This window comes from Rhizobium indigoferae (assembly GCF_034554815.1).
In the GTDB taxonomy this organism is placed as follows: domain Bacteria; phylum Pseudomonadota; class Alphaproteobacteria; order Rhizobiales; family Rhizobiaceae; genus Rhizobium; species Rhizobium leguminosarum.
The window spans coordinates 2,815,332-2,835,534 of the sequence record NZ_CP140635.1 but is presented as its reverse complement, the minus strand read 5'-3'; the positions used below and the strand labels follow the sequence as shown (position 1 = coordinate 2,835,534).

Annotated in this window: 12 protein-coding genes and 1 pseudogene; 9 read left to right on the top strand and 4 right to left on the bottom strand. The window is 56.6% G+C overall.

Features of this window, described 5'->3' with window-relative positions; all coding sequences use genetic code 11:
* Positions 1-988 precede the first annotated feature (988 nt).
* Complete coding sequence (locus tag U5G49_RS14405; RefSeq protein WP_193445525.1) at positions 989-1,741, top strand: DUF5983 family protein; 753 nt, start codon at positions 989-991, stop codon at positions 1,739-1,741.
* Between the two features lie 124 nt (positions 1,742-1,865).
* On the opposite strand, the pseudogene U5G49_RS14400 reads toward U5G49_RS14405, so the two are convergent.
* Positions 1,866-2,057 (bottom strand): annotated as a pseudogene (locus U5G49_RS14400) (flagellin N-terminal helical domain-containing protein); the annotation flags it as partial.
* Between the two features lie 144 nt (positions 2,058-2,201).
* Between U5G49_RS14400 and U5G49_RS37115 the strand changes: the two are divergent.
* Positions 2,202-2,735, top strand: a complete 534-nt coding sequence (locus U5G49_RS37115) for a DUF3624 family protein (RefSeq protein WP_193445526.1) — start codon at positions 2,202-2,204, stop codon at positions 2,733-2,735.
* A gap of 422 nt (positions 2,736-3,157) precedes the next feature.
* The gene (locus tag U5G49_RS14395) at positions 3,158-4,279 is read left to right on the top strand and encodes a helix-turn-helix transcriptional regulator (RefSeq protein WP_193445527.1); all 1,122 of its coding nucleotides are present in this window, start codon (positions 3,158-3,160) and stop codon (positions 4,277-4,279) included.
* 51 nt (positions 4,280-4,330) lie between these two features.
* Here the strand turns inward: U5G49_RS14395 and U5G49_RS14390 are convergent, their stop codons facing one another.
* The gene (locus U5G49_RS14390) at positions 4,331-4,714 is read right to left on the bottom strand and encodes a hypothetical protein (RefSeq protein WP_210262334.1); all 384 of its coding nucleotides are present in this window, start codon (positions 4,712-4,714) and stop codon (positions 4,331-4,333) included.
* Between the two features lie 22 nt (positions 4,715-4,736).
* A complete protein-coding gene (locus U5G49_RS14385) occupies positions 4,737-5,534 on the bottom strand; it encodes a hypothetical protein (RefSeq protein WP_193445529.1) in 798 nt (265 codons plus the stop codon).
* A gap of 878 nt (positions 5,535-6,412) precedes the next feature.
* Here U5G49_RS14385 and U5G49_RS14380 point away from each other — a divergent pair.
* Complete coding sequence (locus U5G49_RS14380; RefSeq protein ID WP_193445530.1) at positions 6,413-7,168, top strand: SDR family NAD(P)-dependent oxidoreductase; 756 nt, start codon at positions 6,413-6,415, stop codon at positions 7,166-7,168.
* A 955-nt stretch (positions 7,169-8,123) separates the two neighbouring features.
* On the opposite strand, the gene U5G49_RS14375 is transcribed toward U5G49_RS14380, so the two are convergent.
* Positions 8,124-9,992 carry an ATP-dependent nuclease gene (locus tag U5G49_RS14375; protein ID WP_193445531.1) on the bottom strand — a complete coding sequence of 623 codons (1,869 nt, stop codon included), beginning with the start codon at positions 9,990-9,992 and terminating at the stop codon, positions 8,124-8,126.
* A gap of 946 nt (positions 9,993-10,938) precedes the next feature.
* On the opposite strand from U5G49_RS14375, the gene U5G49_RS14370 reads away from it, so the two are divergent.
* From U5G49_RS14370 to U5G49_RS14350, 5 genes are all read left to right on the top strand, one after another.
* Positions 10,939-12,204 carry a metallophosphoesterase family protein gene (locus tag U5G49_RS14370; RefSeq protein WP_193445532.1) on the top strand — a complete coding sequence of 422 codons (1,266 nt, stop codon included), beginning with the start codon at positions 10,939-10,941 and terminating at the stop codon, positions 12,202-12,204.
* A gap of 1 nt (position 12,205) precedes the next feature.
* Positions 12,206-15,712, top strand: a complete 3,507-nt coding sequence (locus tag U5G49_RS14365; protein ID WP_193445533.1) for an AAA family ATPase — start codon at positions 12,206-12,208, stop codon at positions 15,710-15,712.
* Positions 15,713-16,127: 415 nt separating this feature from the next.
* Positions 16,128-17,369, top strand: coding sequence for an endonuclease/exonuclease/phosphatase family protein (locus tag U5G49_RS14360; RefSeq protein WP_193445534.1), 1,242 nt, complete (start codon positions 16,128-16,130; stop codon positions 17,367-17,369).
* A gap of 67 nt (positions 17,370-17,436) precedes the next feature.
* Positions 17,437-19,065 carry a right-handed parallel beta-helix repeat-containing protein gene (locus U5G49_RS14355; protein WP_193445535.1) on the top strand — a complete coding sequence of 543 codons (1,629 nt, stop codon included), beginning with the start codon at positions 17,437-17,439 and terminating at the stop codon, positions 19,063-19,065.
* 10 nt (positions 19,066-19,075) lie between these two features.
* Positions 19,076-19,768, top strand: a complete 693-nt coding sequence (locus U5G49_RS14350) for a hypothetical protein (protein ID WP_193445536.1) — start codon at positions 19,076-19,078, stop codon at positions 19,766-19,768.
* Positions 19,769-20,203: the final 435 nt, after the last annotated feature.

Below are 20,203 nucleotides of genomic sequence, written 5' to 3'. Positions count from 1 at the left end.
AACGGAAACGCAAAAAGAGATACCTCAACGCCAAGTCCAGCCAAGTCCGTCTGGGGTCAATATACCGCAGAGGGAGGTGGTCCCCAGTCAGCAGCTTCCCATGCAGCAGGAACGAAACCTGAATGGCGAGAAGCAAGTGCAACCGCCCGGAATCGATATACCGCAGAGGGAGGTGGTCCCCAGTCAGCAGCTTCCCATGCAGCAGGAACGAAACCTGAATGGCGAGAAGCAGGTGCCGCCTGGAATCGATATACCGCAGAGGGAGGTGTTCCCCAGTCAGTGGCTTCCCCGTTCGCAGTTGCACTAAGAGGGGCTTTCGCAATTGGGTTTGTGGGTGATAAAGCAATGTGGGAAGCGCTCGACGTGATCAAAATCATGGGGATCCTATCCGCCAGTTGACGTTTGTCGATTGTCGTTTGGTAGGAGCCACGGCGGGCGGGGCAGCGGCTGGGCTTGGCGGATCGACCTACGCGCCGCCCCGATCCGGCTTGTCGAGCGGATACCATTGTCCGTACATCAACGATTTGAGCACAGTGACCAACGGTAATTCGGCACTCAGATCGAACCGCGGCCTTCGCGTTTGCGCCGGCTCGACACGGCCGAACGCTTGTGCGCAAGGGGACTAGCGACCTCACGGAAGTGACGAAAGATGCGAGCCCAGGATTACCTTGCCAGAGGCGGACCTACCGACGAATGACGTTCTTCGAACGTCCGAATAGCATCCAGCTGTTACAAATTTAATGAACTCGGTGCCGGTATTGCGTCGCGTGCTGCAGCCACTGAACATTCATTCAGCCGCGTTTTCGCTTGGGCTTCGGTCCCGCCTACGCGATTGGGTCTGGAGCACGCGGTCGGAAGCCGCGCAACAACGACGGCTGATTTTTCCTACGCCATTTTTTGGTTGTCGGGCCATCGTTTCCGGACAACCATTGTCAAATCGACAGCGCAAAACGCGCGGAATTTCCATTCACGAAGAAGCAAAAGCGGTATGAAAACCAGAAAAACTCTCGTCCTCAGTGCAAGCCATCTATCCGTACGTACATCGCGCTTTCTGTCGCGCACCAAGGCCGTCGATTGGCCCGTACCCGGAGGGCAGTACAGCGACATGGGGTTCTTTTTTCATGTCGTTGACGAAAATGGCGTTGGCCCCGACTTCGTTCCGAGGGACCTCTTTGATGTTCTGGAATATGCCAGAATTGGCGGTTTCACCTACGTCCTCATTGAGGTGGGGGCCGGCGTCTGTCCAGAATTGACTTTCTACGCGCGGCGCGACATCGGGAGCGAGCTTGAAGCCAATCATCTTTACAAGCGAAGCACCCAACAGGAGCTGGATGCCAAGAAGGGGCAGGAGGCGTTCGAAGCTCTAAGCGCATCGGCTGAGTTTAGTACCTCCGACCGAGATTTCAGTTCACGTATAAATGCTGCCGTTGTTGGCCTTCTTGAGCGCGTCTCGAGCAAAATGGACAACTCAATGTCGCTGCTACAGGAAGACGTGCAACATCTTGCCGACCTAGCGGCCTCATCCACCGTAATTCCTAATCGGGCAGAGGAGGACTATCCCGAAAGTCGATCAGCATTACAGCTTGCGCAACAGCGAGTTTCCGAATTGACAGACGCATTGGAGCTTTCCGACGAAGGCGAAGAGGCACGAGTATACGAAGCTTTAGGGGAGGCTAATTACCGATTGGATTTGGCACTCGCTGAGATGCGAGGGGGCGGGATCGCGTTGAGTGGCTCTTGAGTCAACTGAAGCCCGTTAGGTCTGCCCCTGGCTGGCCCGGCACTCGCCCCTAATCATCCATTCTCTGCCGTCTTCCGCGGGCCACTATCCAAGATCACCGGCAAGGCTGGCGAGGTCGATGAAGGGCCTTCGTCGCGTTCAGATGCTCGAGCACCTCTTCGACGGCGGCATAGGCGGTATCGGTGATCGCCTTGGCGACCCCGATACTGTCGGAGACCGCCGACAAGGCTTTGTTGTCCGACTTCATGGTCGTGGCGATAGACCAGTAGGCGGCGTTGTCGGCGGCCTTCCCCACACGCAGGCCACTGCTCACCCGCACGGGTCAGATGGCTGCTGCTCTTTCCAGAAATTAATGCGCTCGACCCTCGGAGAAGCCGGCGATGGCCTCGTACCCTAAATGGGAGATGATTCACTGTGGAGGGTGTGACAATGGATGTTCTTCTGATTAAAGGAGGGTTCCATGCTCAGAATTGTGCAGTTCGCGCGAGAATACTCGGCCCTGTTCGGCCGTTGCCCCCGTTGCATGCGACAGTCTTTCCTAGCAGCGAGCGTGGCGGGCATTGTTACGATCACGCTGTTTGGAATTTATCGAGAGATCAACGCGATCACCGTTCTTGCCACTACTGGTTTCGGGGCGACAATCCTACTCTGGCTTGCGCACATCACGGCGTTTGCCTGGCGAGTGGCGTCAGGCAAAGTACGGCAATCCGCTCTGTCCGATGGTGCAACTCAAGAGCGGCGAACGGTTTTGCTGAACTTCGGACAGGCCTTCGTGGCAATGGCTCTCGCAACAAGCGCCATACCAGTTCGCTGGCCGATGATTCCATCCAATGTCGACAAATCAGACCCGAAACGGGAGAAAGGAACTATCCTGGCTATGAATTGCTGGGATGGCCAGTGTGGTGGCGGAACTTATTGCTGCCAGTGGGGAGATGACTCTTGGTGCTGCCAGAATGGGACCTCGTGTGCCCCGAGCGTCCGCGGTTGCTCTTGAATTCAGCGCGAGTCTTCATCCGCCTTCGATGGGACGAATTGGGCTCTCTCAGCGGCCTGGAGGGACAAAGGGCCTCGTTCAGACTGCGACGGGCAACGTCCACTGGTTCCCTCACTTCTCGAACGAGGGCGTCGAGCGGAGGCTTGCCCGCATCCGGGTTGAAAATCCGGGTGCTGGCATCCTAGTTGTCACAGAAACGGTTTTCTCCGTGGACAGCGACGTTCCCGACATCGCCGGACTGACGCCTTCGTGATGAACCGCCCAGTTGGATGCCTTGCAGTACTTACTACTTTTGAAGGTGTTGAGGCATGGCTTGCACCGTGTTTCCATTCCACAAGGCAGGGAGCATCAAGGGGGCCAGTCCCTCCGCAATGCTATTCTCGGGGCGGCTTGTCGACCTATAGGGTCGATGCCGGACGTGGGTGGACACGAAACTGTTGTTCAACGACGCCGTCGAGGCGATTTTCGATGCGGCACTAGCGCCCGCCGGTTGGCCGATTGCGCTCCAGAGGATCGCCAATTGCTTCGGCGATGTCGGCTCGGTCCTGCTGTACGGCCGCGACGACGGCGGTTTCGGATATATCGAATCGGAAGCGCTCGCAGGGAAGGCAACGGAGTTCTTCAGCGACTACTACAGGGGGCCGGACCTGCGTGCCGTCAGAGCCGTTGAACGCGGTGCATTCCTGAAGCACAACGCCTTCACCGACCGCCACGTGGTTACGGAGGAGGAGATCGAAAGTCACCCCTACTATGTGGCGCTTGCCAGGATGCGGCTTAAATATTTCGCCAACGTGCCGATTTGCCCGGATTGGCGGATCGTCGCCGGGGTCGTGATCCAGCGGAGCATCGACAAGTCCCCCTACTCGGACGATGAACTCCAAACCCTCACATCGCTTGGCCGTCACGTCGAAAAGGCGTTTCGGCTAGGCATGCGCCTGCTTGATGCCGAAATCGCGCAAGCTGGCCTTGGCGAGGCGCTGGCCAGGTTGAAGATGGGGGTATTCGTTATTGATTCCAGCTGTCGCATCACATTCCAGAACGAGGAGGGGGCAAAACTTCTCGGCGACGGGCTAAGCATCGCAGGTGACCGCCTCACGTTTCATTCCGCCATCGCGCAGCGTCAACTCGACATGGTCGTCAACCATAGAGGCGCAGCCGATGACGGCGACTTCGGAGCGAAGGCGCTCATGATAGGCCGGGCGCGATCCGAACAGCCGTTGACAATCTACGTGCTTCCCATAACGAGGAAGTCGTCGGCGCACGGCGATTTCCTGACCCATGCCCGCGCGATCGTTCTCGTCAACGATCCTGACAACAGCGACCCGCCCGATCCGTCACTGGTCCGCGACCTCCTCGGTCTGACCCTCGGGGAGGCAAGGCTCGCATCGCTTGTTGGGTCGGGTATCAGGCTCCGCGACGCGGCCAACAGGCTCGGGATCACCGAGATGACGGCGCGGACCGTCCTAAAGCGGGTCTTCGACAAGACGAACATTTCCCGGCAGCCGGAACTCGCCACGCTTCTCGCCAAGCTTATGCGCTGTTGAGCAGTCGCCTTTGAGGTCCAGAATTTCGTCAGCACCCTTGCTCGGACCTCGTTAAAAGCCGCAGGCTTTCTGTCTGCTAAATCCTCCTGGACTGGTCGCCTTTGCGGCAGCAAGAGAGCCGTCGGCCACTCGCTTGTTTTCATCACTTTGGCGGTATGCGAGTTTGGCACAGGATTGATTGCCCATGTTGGCCAGCTCGTCCGCGCAAATCCTGGCGATTTCCGCTTGCGCGAGATTGACGCAATAGGCCGCGATCGCCGCGTCTGCGCCTCCGCCACTGAGATACCTTTGTGCTCTCTGAATATAGGGGTTCATCTTCGCCCCTTTCGACCTGCATTCGGGACCGATCTGGCAGTTGGATGCAGCTAGAACATCGCCAGCAGTCACCGCGACCATCATGACAATTAGAAGCGCTTTTCTCGAACATGCAATCATAACAGCTCCCTCCTCATTGGTTTCAGCATGAATCGAATAGTGAGCACGAATGCAGTGGTTGCGTACGGTGCTCAGTCGCATTCGGTGGTTTTGATGGATGTCTGATGGTTGGTTTGTGGGCGGATGGTTTCCTAACTTTCAGGGACGTTCCCTTTCCAGGGTCCGGGGAGACACACCGATAAACCCGCGGCTCCGCCCTCTTCAGCAGTTCGTTGACCAAGTAGTACCGTTCGGGGCCGCCCATCGCGATCAGCTTTGACTTTGCCGTCTTGAGACTTCGCTCGATCGCGTCGATTTGTTGAGAGACCTCCCGATTTGCTTTTGCCCAATCGTCCATCTCCCGAGCCAATTGCAACCCCGGAACGATCCCCGTCAGTTGGTCTTTTATCGCTGCCATCTGATCGTCGACGACCTGATCCGCATTTCGCTTGGATTCGTCAATCTCTCCTCGGGTGGTGTCCAGGATGGTGAGCATGGATTCCTGCACGACGTTCGGCGAAGGAACAAAAAGGGCGGTCATATTTCGAATGAGGTCAGATGTTTCCTTTATGACTGCCGCGAGCGCTATGCCTCCCTCTTTTAGACTTCCCGTCTCCCCAACTGTGTCCGCTTTGTCCTGCTTCAAGTCGGCTTTGATTCCCTCGAGGGTTCGTATCCCGTCCTCTAGCCCCGCTTTCTTGTCGCTGATGACGTCATCCCATGATTTTTCGTACTCTCTGCGGACCTTGGTAGCATCGGAACACTGAAACGATGCGGCGAAGCATGGCATCGGCATCCCTGCCAGCAAAATGATAGCCGCCAGTGTGGATTTCACTGTCATCACACACTCCTGTAATCTCGCCACGAGTTCAGAAGATGATGTGGTACAGTGATGAGCGCATCTCCCATATGGGGTACGATGCGGGGCAGGATTCCCACGCTGGAAGAGGGGCGCGCCCTTCGCATTTGAGCTTCGCGACAGCGGGCATGCGCCTGCAAGGCACTAGAAGAGCATCAACCTTCCCATGAATGCCGCCAATTCGCTCTGCCTCGAAACCTCAAGTTTGCTGAAGACCCTTTTGAGGACGACACGAGCTGTCTGTTCCGTGATGTTCAAGTTCCCTGCGGCATCTCCGATGGCAATACCGGTACCAACCAGTGAAGCCAGCCTGGCTTCACCCAGCGTTAGCCCCAGCACGTCCCGTACCAACTCCGGATCGGGCGGATGAATCCCAGGCTGGAGATCACGCACAAGGACAATTGCGCGCGCGTGACTAAGAAAAGCCTCGGCGGCCGACAACCGTTGCGGCGCGGGCAACGTCCGGAGAGCCGGTGTCCCAGCCAACGCTGCTCTAAGCGATGCTCGCTTCGAGATATGCACGGTCTAGGCCCTCTATCCGCAACATTAACGGGCACAGGTGAAGGATGAAAACCGGAGAACCAGCGAGACTTCGACCATCGATTTGAGCTTTCGGACGTAGCGGTTCTCGACTATTTCTCAACATATCGCCTTCTCAAATAACCGGAACAGCCTCTTCTCCGAGGAGAAAGCCCAGCAACGCCGTTCAGCCAGACCCGCGTTGCGCGGTTCGTTGCCATCATACTCGCGTATAGTCCCGGCATACGGAGGAGTGATTCAATCGCGGTGAGCGTCACGTTAGTTTCTGGCTAGGCAAACGGCGGTTTCGCGTCGGATTCGAACTCAGGGCTTGGACAACAATGCAGCAGAACGCTCTCGCGGGTAAAGTGGCGCTAGTTACGGGAGGATCGCGTGGTATCGGCGCAGCGATCGTAAAAAGGCTTGCCCGGGACGGAGCAGACGTCGTCTTCAGCTACTCGTCGTCCGAAGAAAGCGCGAACCGCGTTGCTGAGGAGGTGCGGTCTCTCGGGCGACAGTGTCTTGCGATCAAGGCCGATCAGTCAATCATGGAGGAAGTCGGTGGTCTTGTGAAAACCGCTCATGCTGCTTGGGGCCGACTGGATATCCTCGTCAATTCGGCTGGGGTGTTTGTAACCGGGGTGGTCGGTGATCCAAGCGCCGACGTCGCGGCGTTCGACCACCAGCTGGATATCAACCTCAAGGGCGTGGTAGCCGCGGTTCGCACAGCAGCGCCTTTGTTGAGCGACGGTGGCCGTGTCATATCGATCGGGACCGCGGGCGCAAGCAATCGCGGGGCTTTTCCGGGGATCTCAGACTACGTCGCCACCAAGGCAGCCGTTGCGGCATATTCCCGTGTTTGGGCTCGTGACCTCGGAAGCCGGAAGATTACCGTCAATGTCGTGCAGCCGGGTCCTATAAATACGGGGATGGCACCGACCGAAGGAGAAGTTGCCGAAATGCTGAGGTCACTATCTGCGCTTGGCCGGTACGGTGAACCCGATGAAGTAGCTGGGGCGGTTGCTTACCTCGCCGGGCCGGAAGCGGGGTACATCACTGGCTCCACAATCACCATAGACGGCGGGCTGTCGATTTAAGCAGCGGCATATCCTGCCATCCACCACCTCTGCGCCGATGACAATCTCCGGCTGCACATCGACCGGCAGCAGACCATTCGAAATCACGACATGCTGAAGGAGCTGGCCGCTCATAAGAAAAGCCATCGTCGTATTTCCTCCCGGGAAGGCAGATACGCCCAACGACCTACGTTCATGGAATTGGTTGTGGAAGGTCACCTTCAACAGTGCCTGGACCGTTCTTGCCCAATCGGATGGATATTGTCCGGGGGTCGCGTCGCGCCCGGCCTTGTTTCCCAACATCAAAACGATGAACTCACCCAACGTCGGGGCCGCGGCCGTCGCGCCCGGGACTACCGAGGGGTCGAGCTGCTTCCAATTTGGTACGCGGGGAGGAGTCAGCCAGTGTCGATCAATGATCCCGTAGACTCCCGATCCGGCGGCTCCGCCCGATTTCTGGAAGTCGACCTGTTGAAGGTTGTAGACCTTTTCTTCGAAGTCGAACGGGGGCCAGTTCTGGAAGAGGTCAAGTTGCAGCTTATTTTGGTAGCCGCCTATTTTGACCCAGCCTCGTTGAGCGGCCATCTTCGCCTGCACGAGCGCCGCTTTCCGAGTTTTTGTTCCGAGGTCATCAATGACAACGAGCATATCGGCAAGCTCACATGTGCCAGTGACATTGGCGGAACTTGTAAACCGCACTTTAGGTGATTGGTGCGTGAACACCGCGCTGATCTCGATAGTCAAGCCCAAGGGCTGCAGGTGTGAGCGCCAAGCTCGTGCCAAGGCTGGGACTGCCTCAACCACCACAGCCGCCACGAGCCCCGGCTCCGTCCGGGGCGCTTTAACGCTTCCCGGCGCTCCATTGGACAAACTTTGTCCGATCGCGGCGTCGGCGCTCGCAACGAGTTTGCCGGCAATCTTGCCAATTCGCTTGTTCATGGTGCAGCCGATCGGGTTTTATCTGTTTTCGAGTGTTTCAAGAAACGGGAGCGTCTTCGCTTCTGATTCCAGCAACCTGGGCTGTTCCCTGCCCGGCAACACTATCGATCTCGAACCCTAAAAACCTCAGTGCGTCTACCAAGGTCGATTTGAAGCCCGCGAGAACCGCGGAGCATTCGGCATCGGGCTTGGCGCAAATTCTGCGCGCCGTTGACACTTTGTGATCTTTCTCGAATTGGTATGATACGAAAATATCCCAAGGCTCTTGGAGCACCTCTCCGGCTTTAATTTCTTCGAATATGATCTGAGCAGTCAGTTGGGGAGGATACGTCTTCACGGGATCGCGCTTTTCAAGATGACCCCGCGCTAGCGAGTCTCTCCATATTGGTTCGGGATAGAGCGACTCGAGTGTCACAGGTATTTTGAAGCCGCGACGCAACGGCTCATGTAGGAGAGCCGGGTTTGGAAAGCAGAAGCATTTAGCCGATTTCGTATTGTCTGGCTGCTTATTAAATTCGTCGCGCTCACCAACGGCGTCCCTGTCGAGAATGCCTACGGCTTTCGGTCTATCCGGATGGTGTTTATGGTGCGCGCGCCACCCGCTCAACATGTCGATAACGTAGCTATGGCCAGCCCCGTCTCGTTTTGTTGCAAAGCTGACCTGATCCGCGATGTCGGGGAAGAACAAACGGGTCGCTCGTTCAAGAATAAGCTTGTCGCTTTCTCCTTCTACGAAAATCTTTGGACAATTCTCCTCAGCCAGACGGGCAGCTTCGTGCCTAGCCGCTTCCTGCTCTCTGACCTGCGCTATCATCTCCGAGATACGGGGTGCCAGCATGGCTAGAGTTCCCAGGCTTTCGTCAATCCCGGTAGCATCTGCCTTGGTGGTGGTGCCTTCGATGTCTGTCAACCGGGTAATGAAATTCAAAGCAACTGAGCTCTCCCGCTGTCCCAGGTCGTAGAACGCTGGGGAGTGAGTAGTTATGAGAATTTGTGCCGTCCCGCCGTTCGCGAGCGCATGTATTTCGTCTGCAAGCTGAACCGCGCTTGCGATCTCGAGATTGTTCTCCGGTTCTTCGTAAGCCCAGATATTGCTGATCGGCGCGTTGCCACGCTGCTGAAGTTCGGCCTTTTTGTCGGCCATAAATCGGAGAATTAGCGGGATGTGCCGTGCTTTGATACCATCCCCGCGATTGTCGAGTGACACTGATTTATCGCCGCTGACGAAGTCCAGACGCTCGAAGATGTGATACAGGTCCCTGGGCAAGGCCAGTCGCGTTGAGAAGCCGAGAGAGGTGGTTATGCTGGAAGTCAGGTCCGTGAGATGGTCGCCAATAGCCTGTTCAAAGGCCGCGCTCGAGTCATGGAAGGTTCGCGCAGCGACCTCTGATATAATTCCGTATATCCGGCCGCGAAGGTCATCGAAATATTGGGAGTCTTTCACCGCCGGCACGTACTCGAACTCCATCTTTCGCAATAGCGAATGAACGTTCGACTTGTCAGGGATTTTAACCGGTTCCCGGACTTCATTCCCACGGCGGTTCATTGACAGGCGCTGCCCTACGTATTCTTCGCTCCACAGACCTTCTTCCCGCCACCGCTTGGTCCAAACGATGACCTGTCCGTTTGTGTTGTGGTACGATTCAGGGATATCGATTTCAACTCTTACGATAATTTCCTTTGCTCTACGTTCACGAACTGGTGCGAAAAAATTGTAGTCTTCCCGGAAGTCAAACTCGGCACCCGGATTGGTGTAGCCGTTGAAAAAAAGGTTGAGTGCGCGGAGTACATTTGATTTTCCGCAGTCGTTTTTTCCTACGAAAACCGTGAGTTTTGCCAAGTCGGCGTCGAGTGACCGAACGGAGCGAAAGTTTTCTATATGGATGGACCTAATTGTCGCTGCCATGATGCTATCCGCTCTGCATGGGTGGGAACGTTGGTTGAGTCGCTGGGGTCGCGCACGTACTTATTGCGTCCGCCACCGATAAACCGCAAGCGTAGGCTGCGGTTATCAAGGCCCGTTTATTGACATTTCACCAAGGTCTGGCCTGGGTGCGAACATACCATTCCGATCTGGAATCCGGCTTGTATTGCCGCTCCACCGCCGTGGGTGACACCGGCGTACTTCCAAGGTGCAAAGAAGATTTCAATGCCGACCGCCGTCGAACTCGCGAAACGTACCTTCGAGATTGGTCCAAACAAAGATCAATCGCGCCGGCTGCGGCGCGATGCGGGTGACCGCGCCTGACGTATGGGGAATGTAGCCGCGAACCATGAGCGTTATCAAAGGCCCATGATGCGTATCAGCCGCTCCCGCGTCTGCATGACCTCTCTAACCTAAGGCGTTTAGGGGACCGAGACTGCGGAGGCCGCCGAACCGGCGCTCGCATACGCGCCTCCAATTCGTCGAACAGCCAAGCCCACAACTAAGTACCGTTTAACGACGCCATGTATGATACCCGTATTGAATTTCGGCGTCGCCGAAGGCTGTCTGCCGCTCAGGACTCTTGCTGGTGCAACTCATTTAAATCGCGAGGATTCTCGTCTCACATCGATGGCTTTTGCAATTGCGACATGCTGGACCGACGATGATTTGAACACATTTTTTTGCACTTCTGTCGTTCGCAACTGGTGCGGAGGCGACTGCGTCCTCCTCTCATCCATCGATTCGGACGAGGTAACCAATCGTCGTTCGGGTGAACCGCATCATTCCACTGGATCTGGATCGGGTGAAACGAAGCAAATTGCGTGCCCTGCAACTTTCTTGGGGATTTCCAGAACAAAACGAGAATATAGGCTGGCGCGGGCGCATTGTAGCGGCTACGGAAGTAGATCACAGATGAGGCTCCGCATTGGTCTATCGATTCCTCCACACGGCCGACATTCATCTCGATTCCCCGCTGCGTACGCTGGCGTTGCGAAACCTTGAGCTTTCCGAAATGATTGGACTGGCGACCCGGCGCTCGTTCGTTCGGATCATCGATCTTTGTCTTGAAGAACAAGTCAACGCGCTGGTTGTTGCCGGAGATCTCTACGACGGCGAGCAGACGTCGATGAAGACGGCCCGGTTCCTCGCTGAACAGCTTGGACGTCTGCAACAGGCGGACATCAGGACGTTCATCATCCGCGGCAATCACGATGCGTTGTCGAAAATCACGGCCGAGCTGGTGATGCCGGAGACGGTGAAGGTTTTCGGTGCCGTGGCGGAGGTAGTCGCCGTCGACCGCGATCCAGGCCATTTCCCGGTCGCAATACACGGGATGAGTTTTGCAAAGCCGCATGCTCCGGAAAGCCTCCTGCGGAACTACGCACTTCCAGTTCCCGACGCAGTCAACATCGGCATCATGCACACCAGTCTTGGCGGGTCGACTGGACACGATCTCTACGCTCCATGCAGCGTACCGGACCTCCGCCAGACCGGATTCCGTTATTGGGCTCTCGGACATATTCATAAGAGATCTGCTATCGAGGATACGTCTTCCGCGATTGTCATGCCTGGGATACCGCAAGGGCGCGATATAAACGAGGACGGTTCCAAGTCCGTTTCGTTGGTTACAGTCAGGGACGACCGTTCGATCGTCGTCGAAGAACGCCACACGGCCGTCGCCCAATTCGAGAGACTGGTGATTGATGTATCGGGAGCAGTCGATTGGAGAGATCTGGTCCTCAAAGCAAACGGTAAACTGAAAGATCTCTCTTCGACGAAGTCGGCCGAACATCTCGTCGCCCGCGTTGAACTAAAGGGATCCAGCGAGTTCGCCTGGCTCATCCGACGAGACGCCGATCTCCTGCGGACCGAACTCGAGACACATGCCTCTGACATCAGGAATGTTTGGATCGAGAAACTGGTGACATCACCTGTCGCACCCCGACGCGAGGAAGCACGGTCCGGCGCGCTTGAAGAACTCGCGTCGATTGTCGACACCGAAATTCGCGGCTCGATCTCTTATCTCGAAGAGGTGCGCTCGATCGCCGACGAAATGCGGAGCCAGCTTCCACCAGAGCTTCGGGATATGTTCGGCAAGGACGAAGCATCGTTCGAAACCCTTCTGTCGCAATTCGCGAAGGACGGCGCGTCGCAGGTGTTGGCGCGGCTGCGCGGTGGCGAAGGAGCATGACGTGCGCATCAATCGTCTAGATCTCACCCGATATGGCAAATTCACCGAGGCTTCCATTGACTTCGGGCCGCGTCCCGTCGCCTCGCCTGACCTCCATGTGATCTACGGCCCCAACGAGGCGGGAAAGTCGACGACGCTCGATGCGATCCTCGATCTGATCTTCGGGATCGGCAATACGACGAAATACGATTTCCAGCATCCCTATAGTACCATGCGTTTAGGTGCGAACGTGCATGTGGCGGGTCAGGAACGGGACTTCGTTCGCATCAAACGGCCACAGAACAGTTTGCTTGATCGCGAAGAGCGTAGCGTGGCCGACGCCGAGATAAAGGCGGACCTCGGCGGAATCGACCGCGACGCATTCTCGACAATGTTCTCGCTGGATGACATCACACTCGAAAAAGGCGGTGAGAGCATCCTGGCGAGCAAAGGCGATCTCGGCGAACTGCTTTTCTCCGCAAGCGCGGGTTTGTCCGATCTGAGCAGGCAACTCCTGGCGATCCGCGCCGACGCAGATGGCTTCTACAAAGTTCGCGCACGCAGCGGCCTGCTGAGCGATCTGAAGGCTCGGTTGACCGAGCTGAAGCAAAAACGCGACGAACTCGACCTCAAGGCCAATGAGTATCATAGGCGGGTGGCTGAACTGGGCCGCCTTGACGATCTCTACGACCAGTCGCTGGCCGAGCGTGCAAACACACAGCGGAGAACTGACGATATCAATCGCATTCTCCGTGCGCTCCCGACAATGAGAAGGCTGACCGGATTACGATACCAGCTTGAAAATCTCGAGATCGTATCTGACCCACCGGAATCGTGGAGACTTGAGCTACCCGATATCCGCAGGAACGGGATCGAAATCCACGTCAAAATGGACCAGCTTTCGCGCGCCATTTCAGAGATCGAGCGGGAGATCGGCGAGATCGCGGATGACGAGGTCGCTCTTCGCCTTGCGGCGCGCGTTGGCGAACTCACGAAGACACAGGAACCAAGGTACATCACGGCGCAAGTCGACATTCCGAAGCTCACTTCCCGGGTAGCCGAACTTTCCGTCGAAACCCTCCTCCTGCAATTAGGCAAACCGAACGAAAATTCCCCAGCCCGGCTGGTCCTGGATGCGGCGACCGTAGGCAAACTCAGGGCTCTTATCCAGTCGAAATCGGGCATCGAGGTGCGCCGTGCCTCTGCGATGGAAGAATTTGCCAAGGCAGAGCGGGCTCTTCAGGAGGAGGGCGAAAAGGTCTCCCGTTTCGATGAGTTCCGTTCGCCGGCCCGGGTTAAAGCATTCGAACTGCTGTCCGCGACAGTGAAGGCGCTGCCGAAGCTCGACGACGGGGCTTCTATTCGTTCCTTGATGCGGCGGCGAGAAAATGCGGAAGTCGTTTTGACGGAAAGCTTAGTGCAGCTCGCTCCTTGGCGCGGCAGCCCGGCCGAGCTCGCGGTCATGAGCACACCTTCTCCTGCAAAGCTCGACGATTGGAAAGCGCGTTATAGAGAGACCAGAGAGAAGTTGAAGGCAGCGCGGTCTGAACTCGATCGCTTAGAGCCGGAGAGCAGAAGGCTAGACGCGCAGATCAATGTCGTCCGGGAGAGGGCAGGAGAGATCGACGAACCTTCGGTCGCTGCGAGCAGGGCGGCTCGCGACAGGGCCTGGATTTTACATCGCCAGACCATGGACGCTAAAACGGCCGACGATTTCGAGAGCGCCATGAGGACGGACGACCAGCTCGTTTCGCAACGGATTCTGCATTTCGCGGAGGCAACCAAGTTGGCGCAGCTGATGCTAAATCGTGCATCGGTGGGATCAGATATTGATACGGCGCAGGGACGCCTAGAAGCGGCGGAATTTTCGCTCGCCGAACTCACGACAAAGATGTCCGGAACCTTGGCATCGATATCTGGAGACAGCAATTTCAGCTCCGATCCGGCAGATCTAGAGGAATGGTTTCGCAGGAGGGCGGCTGCCCTGAGATCACGCGATGATCTGGCTGCCATCGACCAGGAAATCGCCGACATCCGCGACAGGGCTGAGCAGTCGAAAAAACAACTGCTTGCCGCGATGAACGGGGCGGGCCTTATGTCCAACCCTGACGCCGACCTGGGAACGCTGTTCGCCGCTGCCGAAGAAGGCCTGGATGACTTCAACCTTGCGATGGATCAGGCCGAACACCTTGAGCGGCTAAAAGAACATAACGTCGCACGCGCGCGTGCCAAGAGCGAAGCGCTGAAGGCCGCCAGCGAATGGGACGAAAGATGGTCGGAGCTTTGCGGCAGTTGCTGGCTGGGGGAGGCGACGCCGATCCCGGACGTAGATGCCGTCAACGGAATTCTCCACGTTCTTGAAAAGCTCGCCGCTGCTATCGAAACCAAAGCCGGGCTCGTTGATCGAATCCAGAAAATGGAGAACGACAGGGCGCTCTTTGAAGCGTCGGTTTTTGAATTCTGCGACACCTTGGATATCCCGAGATCGTCCTCACTCACGGAGCTCGCGCGGACGATATCCGACAGGGTTAGGGCGGCAGAGCGGGGTCAGGAACAACGGCAAAAGCTATTGGGCGATCTCGATAAAAAACGCGACGACGAACGCGCGCTGCTTATCGCCAAGGGAGTACTCGACGCCCGGATAGGCAAGATGGTCGAGTTCTTCGGATGCGCCACCATGGATGAGGTCGAAGCCTATATCGATCTGTCGTCGAAGCGACAGGCTTTGCGGAACTCGATCACCGAGCTGGAGCAGGAACTGGTCGAGATCGGCGGCGCGAATGACATCGCCGAGATCGAGGGGCGGCTCGCACTGGCCGATAGAGAGACGTTAGAGGGCGAGCTCGCATTGTTGGCCCCAACCCTGGAGGACCAGGATAAGAAGTGCCATGACGTGTTTCACGAGCGGTCGACGATGCAGAAGGCGCTTGATGCTATCGGCGGCGATTCCGTTGTGGCGGAAATGGAAGAGCAGCGACGAACCGTTTTGCTCGAAATCGAAGAACGAGCTGGACGCTACCTCGAACTACGCGCGGGGATAACGGCCGCCGAGCAGGCTTTGAAGCTCTACAGGGATCGACATCGCAGCGGGATGATGACGAGAGCCTCTGAGGCATTCAGGACTATCAGCCGAGGAGCCTACACAGGTGTCGCAGCGCAGCCTAGCAAAGACGGCGAAGTACTGATCGCGTTATCGGCGAACGGCGGTTCGAAGGCTGCCGACCAGCTATCCAAAGGTGCGCGTTTTCAGCTCTACCTCGCACTGCGGGTGGCTGGCTATCACGAGTTTGTCGCTAATCGCGCTCCCGTTCCCTTCATCGCAGACGACATCATGGAAACTTTCGATGACTTCCGCGCCGAGGAAGCCTTCAAGTTGTTCGCGGAGATGGCCCGATACGGTCAGGTCATCTACCTTACCCATCATCAGCATCTGACCGAGATCGCAAGAAGGGTATGCCCGGGCGTCAGACTGCATAATCTGGAAACGATCGAATCGGCGCGTGGCCTCACCGGGATAGCCGCGGAATAGTCGAGGGACTTCCCGTGCAATCTCGGTCGCTCACGCTGCGAATAAACGCTGGACCACCCGAAAATGCCAGTGAGAATTGCGCATTTTCTCGCTTTCTATCTTTCCTCCATGTGCGCCTCTGATTACTTCGCCGCAGAGTGAATCTCAATTGTTCGATACCTCGTGCGCCGGCGCAAGAAAACTTCGGCCGATTCCTTAGCATGTCGTGCAATGGCCAAAGGGCCACGAGTGTAGTTTCTCAAAAATGAAGTATCGGTCTGAAAATCAAGGGGTCTGTTTGCGATGGGATTTGCTTTGATTTCATTCATCTGAATTCAGCGCTCGATGTTTTGCTACCGATCTTCTTTCGTTCCTGTTGAATTTTGTATAAAGTTGTATTTAAATCAACGGCCTACTTTTGGGCGAGGGGGCGATCATGTATCGGTATTTTCTTGCGATGGCATTGTTGCTCGTGTTCGGGCTCGACGCGCAGGCGAGGGTCCTAACCGTCTCTAGTTGGAACCTTGGCTGGCATATGGACCTCGCGACGGCCAACCGCTGGATCGACCTCTGCAATAAGCGATACGTCAAAGACGCGGCCGCCGACGTTTGGCGGGAAGGATCCGGCCCGGATTCCAAACCAGGATGGTTCGTCGACGCCTTCAAAATCCAGGGGTGGGATACCGCACAGTACCCGGTGTGCAATGTCTACCGCGACAGAGACAACGACGTGGTTTTCGTCAAGCCCGCCGGCTACGAGAAGCGGCTCGCCCAGCTTTCGAAGTACATTGCCTCGTCGCTCCCGGCTGACATACTTGCGTTCCAGGAAGTGAACGGCGAAGAATCCATCCGGGCGATCCTCCCGGATAATGGCACCGACTATGATTTTTGCCCGATCTCCGGCTACAAGGTCCAACGGATGGTCATCGCCTGGAAGAGGTCTTTGGGACAGAAGGTCTCCTGCGACATCGAAGATGCCTTGAGCCTGCCCAATAACCCGCCTGAAAACCAACCCCGACCCGGGCTTGCGCTCTCCCTCAGCATCGACGGGACGACATTGCGTGTCTTGTCAGTGCACCTCAAGTCGAGGTGCGTGTCGCCGTTCGAGAATGGAAACCTTTCAGGGGGCGGCGATCATTGTCCGATCCTCCAACAACAGGTTGCCCCTCTGGAGAGTTGGATCGAGCGCGTAACTGCAGATGACGGGAAAGTCATACTGCTGGGCGATTTCAACCGGAATTTCTGGCACGAGCTTCGCGATCCGTCCCCCGTCCGGTCGGACGGCGGATCGCCGGCGGCACCGCACACACCATCGTCACTGACGAACTCTCTGATCGAGGACGTATTCGATGGCTCGCCCGCGGCGAGCACGATGCGGATGCTCGAAGAGCGCTGCGATACCAACGCAATCGGTTCGCTGCTCTGCGACGTCAGCGAGATCCGGCCTCTGGATCCGGCCGAGCGCGCCTTACTCGGCTCGCCGAATTATCTCGGCTGCACCAATGCAGTTGGTCTCGACCACGTGTTCATAGGAAGCGGGTTAAAGAACCCGTTGCCTGCCGAACACCGTAGCATCGGGAAGTTCGGAGGAAGCGTCGCGGGTTCCAAGCCCGACGGCAGTGATCAGTTCCTTTCAATCTCGGATCACTGCCCGACGGTGGCTTTGATAGAATTCTAGGCCGCCAACGGCGGTGCTTCAGTCTGGGGACTAAATTCTTGCAACCTCGAAGGGGCAGGAGGCAAGCGTGCAGAGAAGGGTGATAGTTGACCGTTCGACGGTTCAAGACGCAATGCGGCGCGCCATTGCCGGAGATGTCATCTCGCTGTCGCCAGGAGATTACCCTGATCGGCTCGTGATCTCCGGGAAAAGCGGAAGTCCATCCGAACCGATCATCATCTACGGTCCCGGTGCGGCGATTGGATCGAAAACCGATTTCGAGGACTATCGGGTCGAAGGCAATCGCCTGTCAAAGCGAATGGAGGATGAAGGGAAATTTCCAGGTCTCTACTATCTCGCCGACGACGCGGCCCTGATCGTTCGTGACTGCCAATGGATAATACTGGAAGATCTCAGGTTCGATGGCTGTTGGCCGACGGCAGTCTACTTCGACAATTGCCAGAACGTGATCGTCCGCGGCGTCCACTTCCGCGGGGGTACCTTCGCCATAGGCGCAACGGGCGGCAATACCAGGCACATGCTGGTCGAAGGCTGCTCGTGGATCCAGGATAAGAGCGGCAAGGGGGAAATCGATCTTGCCTCGATCGTGAAGAACGGCCATCCGGATCCTAATCCGCCCCCGCCGCAAACGGAGCTTTGGAGCAAGACACTCTGGACCCAAATACACGGTGCCGCGAAGGACGGTTTCCCGGTGAAGGACACGGACGCCAGGGCTTTCGATGGCGACTTTTTCCGAGCCTGGACGATCGCCGGCTACGTCGTTATACGCAAAAACATAGTCATCGACGCGTTCAACGCCGTGCACATGTTCAATGAGGCCGCGGCTGACCGCGTTCAGGCCTACTGCAAAAATGTTCTGATCGAAGACAACTGGTTTGTCCGCATCCGCGACAACGCCGTCGAACCCGAAAACCACGCGTTCAACTGGACGGTTCGGCATAATAAGTTCGTCGACTGCTATATGCCCTTTTCATTCGAGATGGTCAGCTCCGGGCATTTCTACGTCTACGGAAATTTGGGCTGGAATGCCCACAAGCCAGGCCCGCTAACAGACGACCACGCGGCAGGACAGCTCCTCAAATTTCCGGACACCCGGGAAGTTTCTGGACCGCACTATGTCTTCAACAACACGTGGCTGACCCGGATGGCGGTCGCCAAGAAGAAGCGATTTGCGGGCTTCTACCATTTCAATAACGCAATCGCACTTCGTGAACCGAATGGCGCACCAGCCGTCGATCCACCGAACGTTTTTGGCAGCCAGTGGGCTGCGCCGGACAGTCCGGATTTCAGTCCCGAAGACCTTATTTTGAGCGAGGAAAAGCGGTTTACGAAAAGATGGGAAGCGCTGGCGATCGTATTTGATGGAGATACTATCGAGCATCCTAACTTTCCGGACGCTTACCGTGGCGCGGCATATGCATTGGGGGCCAAGTCCCGGGGCGCACAACTGCATCTCTCAGGCGTCCGTTTTGGGGTGCCCGAGGACCTCAAGCTCGAGAACGCCTCTAAGGCCACTACATTCCAGATAATCCTGGCAAATGGGCAAACCATACCATCTGGAAACGACGCAACCTCGATTGGTGCTTGGCAAACCTCTGGCCTTTTTGCCGTCAACACGTGCGGCTTCGAGAGCCTCTGGCCGGGTGAGATTTTCGCGTCAATTAGTGGGAAAGACGACAGCGAAAATGACGTCTAAGGAGGATGGGATGCCGGGCTTTTTGAAGAGACACGGTTCGGTGATCGTGGTCGGTACCGTGGTATACTTGATAACCGGTCTTATAGTTTGGGTGAGCTTTGCCGGCCTTGACTTCATGTGCTCCGAGCCGACGACCCGTGATAAGTGTGTAGCGTCGTTGACGACACCGATCGGTGTCTGGCTTTCTGCGTCACCCATCCTAGCCGGTTTGATTATCAACGCCGACGAATTGAGGAGAAACCGGCTGCAGTCGGAGCGTGAACTCGGAGAAGCGATGCCAACTATCACGGTCCTTCAGAATGCAGCGGCTGCAAACGCGCATATTGCGAACATCATCATCACGAATTGGAACAGCAGACCGATAGTTTTGAGAGGTTACAGCATCGACGGGCCAGGATTGGCCGAGAGCGAACGGATAAAGTTTCGCTTCGAGAAGGAATTGGAGCGTCACGATGGCTTTGGCAGGAAGACTGGCAGATTCTCCACGCGGCCAAGCCTGGAAGGACGGACGTTCAATGAGGGGACGCCGCCAATCGTATATTTCCAGCTCAGAGTTGGAGATGGGAAATCAGTAGCTGGCGCAAGCGTAACTATCACCTGCGACATCATCGGTTATGAGAAACCCCTGCTGCTGGCTGCGAGAGTTCATCCGACGCATTGGTCTCCGACCGAAAAAGCGATGATCTCCGACGAGGCATGGTGATCGTGAGGCTCCCCGTTTTTATCTCCATTAACTAAAGCCCCCGTCGGTCCGAAGCAATCCGGGGCGAGTATGCATCCGCCGTCGTCCATGCCGATACTAAGGTGTCACTCCCTGGTCGCCACTGTTTTGGCAAGCCAGCGAAGACAGAGCCTCGAGTTCGGTTTCGTTGCTCTTTACACTGCTCTTTACACTCGTCCGCTCCGCGCGATGAAAGCCACTAACTGCAAAAAATCGTTAGACTAAAGCGGAAATGTCAGGTGATTCTTTGACGAAAATCAATGTCCTGAAAATGCGTGAAATCCCTGCACCTGCGTACAGCAAACCCGGCATCCCAAGCGAGCTCCACGGGTCTGTCGCGCCGACAAGTCAGTTGCGCGTCCGCCATTTACAACTCACAATAAAAGTGTAGAATAAATCGTTAGAAATGTAAGTAAA

Bases quoted from the DNA above. Each gene is read 5' to 3' on its own strand.
- U5G49_RS14405 (WP_193445525.1), top strand. From the start codon at position 989: ATGAAAACCAGAAAAACTCTCGTCCTCAGTGCAAGCCATCTATCCGTA.
- U5G49_RS14350 (WP_193445536.1), top strand. From the start codon at position 19,076: ATGCCGGGCTTTTTGAAGAGACACGGTTCGGTGATCGTGGTCGGTACC.
- U5G49_RS14385 (WP_193445529.1), bottom strand. From the start codon at position 5,534: ATGACAGTGAAATCCACACTGGCGGCTATCATTTTGCTGGCAGGGATG.
- U5G49_RS14390 (WP_210262334.1), bottom strand. From the start codon at position 4,714: ATGATTGCATGTTCGAGAAAAGCGCTTCTAATTGTCATGATGGTCGCG.
- U5G49_RS37115 (WP_193445526.1), top strand. From the start codon at position 2,202: ATGCTCAGAATTGTGCAGTTCGCGCGAGAATACTCGGCCCTGTTCGGC.
- U5G49_RS14360 (WP_193445534.1), top strand. From the start codon at position 16,128: ATGTATCGGTATTTTCTTGCGATGGCATTGTTGCTCGTGTTCGGGCTC.
- U5G49_RS14380 (WP_193445530.1), top strand. From the start codon at position 6,413: ATGCAGCAGAACGCTCTCGCGGGTAAAGTGGCGCTAGTTACGGGAGGA.
- U5G49_RS14375 (WP_193445531.1), bottom strand. From the start codon at position 9,992: ATGGCAGCGACAATTAGGTCCATCCATATAGAAAACTTTCGCTCCGTT.